This is a genomic window from Microcoleus sp. Z1_A1, assembly GCF_036700305.1.
Lineage (GTDB): Bacteria > Cyanobacteriota > Cyanobacteriia > Cyanobacteriales > Microcoleaceae > Microcoleus.
Genome location: NZ_JAUBOR010000100.1, coordinates 1 through 2551, shown reverse-complemented (window position 1 = coordinate 2551; position 2551 = coordinate 1). Strand labels below are relative to the sequence as shown.

General features: G+C 45.5%; 5 protein-coding genes. All 5 read left to right on the top strand.

All coding sequences use genetic code 11. The annotated features are described in order from the left end of the window. The first annotated feature begins 176 nt into the window (after positions 1 to 176). Complete coding sequence (locus QT973_RS26845; protein ID WP_333058628.1) at positions 177 to 533, top strand: hypothetical protein; 357 nt, start codon at positions 177 to 179, stop codon at positions 531 to 533. Further along, positions 530 to 1039, top strand: coding sequence for a hypothetical protein (locus QT973_RS26840; protein ID WP_333058630.1), 510 nt, complete (start codon positions 530 to 532; stop codon positions 1037 to 1039). The genes QT973_RS26845 and QT973_RS26840 overlap by 4 nt, the downstream gene beginning before the upstream one ends. Then, positions 1040 to 1303, top strand: a complete 264-nt coding sequence (locus QT973_RS26835) for a hypothetical protein (protein ID WP_333058631.1) — start codon at positions 1040 to 1042, stop codon at positions 1301 to 1303. It abuts the gene before it with no gap. Then, on the top strand, positions 1294 to 1854 hold the full coding sequence (locus QT973_RS26830; protein ID WP_333058633.1) for a hypothetical protein: 561 nt from the start codon (positions 1294 to 1296) through the stop codon (positions 1852 to 1854). The genes QT973_RS26835 and QT973_RS26830 overlap by 10 nt, the downstream gene beginning before the upstream one ends. 452 nt (positions 1855 to 2306) lie before the next feature. After that, complete coding sequence (locus QT973_RS26825) at positions 2307 to 2492, top strand: hypothetical protein (protein ID WP_333392561.1); 186 nt, start codon at positions 2307 to 2309, stop codon at positions 2490 to 2492. Positions 2493 to 2551 lie beyond the last annotated feature (59 nt).

Here is a 2551-nt window from a genome sequence, read left to right as displayed (position 1 = left end):
TCTGGTGGCTGCGGGCTTTTTCATTCGTTTATTTTACCAGCTTTTGACACTGAAGTTTTTTTGACCTGAATCCTTACAATGAATGAACAAATGGAGTCATATTTTAATTGGTATTTCGGTAAAAAATGAGTAATATTACTCATTGACAACAGTGTTTTTAGCTTAACTTGTGAGGAATGGTGCTAGACACACCACTAGACACAGTGCCAGACACACCACTAGACACAGTGCCAGACACACCACTAGACACAGTGCTAAACACTGTAGACACAGCAGCCGAACCGCTTGATACAAAGGATGTAGACAGTGTAGACACCCTCGAATGGACTAACGACGGTTCATTCCCTGTGTGCGGTTTCACCCGCCAAAATTCCACCTTTTTAGACTGGGTTGACCTCTCTCAACTCATTGCACTTGTACTCGCATCGGCGGGGGTGTTTGTGCTGGCAATGTCCATGTGGCGACAAATCAACCCACTCAATCTATTGCCTTCCCCAGTCCGCATCAACATTCAAATTGGGACAAAATTATGAGCTTACAACTGCGACTATTCGGCGGTAAATCTGATAACAACCAATTAGCTAGCAGCAATGACGGCGGACACGCAATCGACAAATCTAAGGTGCTGGCAAGCACTGACACAAACGTTATCACGCCATTAAATCCTGGTAACTTCTCTAGCATTCGTAGTGTTCCAGTTGTGCCAGCACCGCGCTACTTTACCAAAGAAGAAGCGGACGCAATGAAGGACTTGGCAAAAGAGAAAACAGACGGTGCAAGGCAGTCTAAACGCGCTTACAAGGCACTAGGAAAAATTGAAGCGGCCGACAAAACCGTACACAAGGAGCACAGGAAATATGAGGGGGCGGTTGCTGAGAACGAACTAGGCAAAAAGCGCGCTGATGCTGGCTTAGCCAAGAAATTACACGGCTTGCGTCCCGGTTACGCTCGTCTGGGCTTGGGGATTGATAAAGCTGAGAATGATGCTCGCGCTCGCATTGATGAAATTAAAGCCAAGTTGACAGGAGGGACTAACTAAATGAAAGCGATGTATCTGGCTAACTACTTCGTTGCCGGATGCGTCGCTTTCTCCCTTTTAGGGTGGATAGCGAGCCTGCATCCGATGGCAATGAAAGCGGTTTTATTCCTATTAGCAGCAATTGCGATTGCTTGGGGGTTGAGCTGGTTGCTTGATTACTCCCTGAGCAAGTTGCTCAAGATTTCAGTCGCCGACTTGCAGGCGCTTTTAATCGGTGGTTTAGCGATGCTGCTGATTGGTTTAGGGGTGTTTATATGCAGCTAAAACTGTTTGTGTTGAGCGCGTCCTCTGTCGTGCTGTGGTTAATTCCACTAGCAGCACTAGACAAAAAGCTAGACATTCACAAAGCACTGCAAGGGGTGAGTCTGTGTGCTGCAATTGCCTGTGCAGTGTCCGCTGGTAACATTGCCCGCGAACTGGCAGAGGAAAGTGAGATTGAAGCGATGAAGACCAGGGCAATTACTGCTGATGTGGTGGATGAAATCGCCGTCAGCGCATATGTAAGTCAGCAGCAGCGCCAACAGGAAGCTGAGGCGATATTAGCTTCCCCAGGGGAAGACTTGGAAGCTTCACGGCAAGCGCTGGAGGCTATATACAGCGCGGACTTACCGGAACCGGAAGTGACTACCTTAGCTACCGCTTCCGAGCCAACTCCCCTAGATAAATCGCTGTATGCGGAAATCTGTAAGTCACGGGAAGTGGGCAAAACTAATACTTGGATTATTGAGAATATTCTCAAGATGAAGGGGAGAAAGTTCGCAGACGGTAAGGTGAAATTGCAAGAACTGCTGAGCAAGTTTGAGGGCGAAGCGTAGCACACTTTGAGCAAAACACATCCAGCACGTATGTAGATGTCCGAAGGCCGTAGGGTTTCGCACTATGCAGCACATATGTAGATAGATGCAGTACGTATGTAGATTTTGGAAACCCGTAGGGTTTCCAAGCAAATAACACAGTTGTAGAACAGCGGTATTTTTTGCAAGCCACAAACCCTTGGCAACCTATACTACGCGACTGCACCATCACCTGAGCTACTACTGTCTCTTATAATTAGTGAACGCGCTTGTTTGAAATGAAATCCACGTTCTGCGGCTGACAGGGGGAGTAGAGCAAGCGCTTATGGCTAAAAGGTTGTAGAGCGAAGCCGCCGATGTCGAGTTGCCCTGAGCCTTCACTATTTTTCCCTAATCCTTTGCTGACAATCGGGGTTATACCATTTTTTTAAAGATGTGATAGACTTGTGTAAAAAGTAAAGGAGAGAATTACAATGTCTGGTCGTCCTCATATAAAGATTACCGAATCTGGAGAAAACTTACGAGAAATCCTCAAAAAACAAAAAACAATCCTAGCTTATAATAAAGTCCAAATGCTTTATTTATTTCAGTTAAAACAAGTAGAAACTGTGCGGGAAGTATCAGCAGTTTTAGGTAAAAGTCAGGGTAAACGCATCTAAATTAAGTTGACAGAAAATCATATTTGTGCATGATTTGTTTTTTATAAAACAATTCTTAA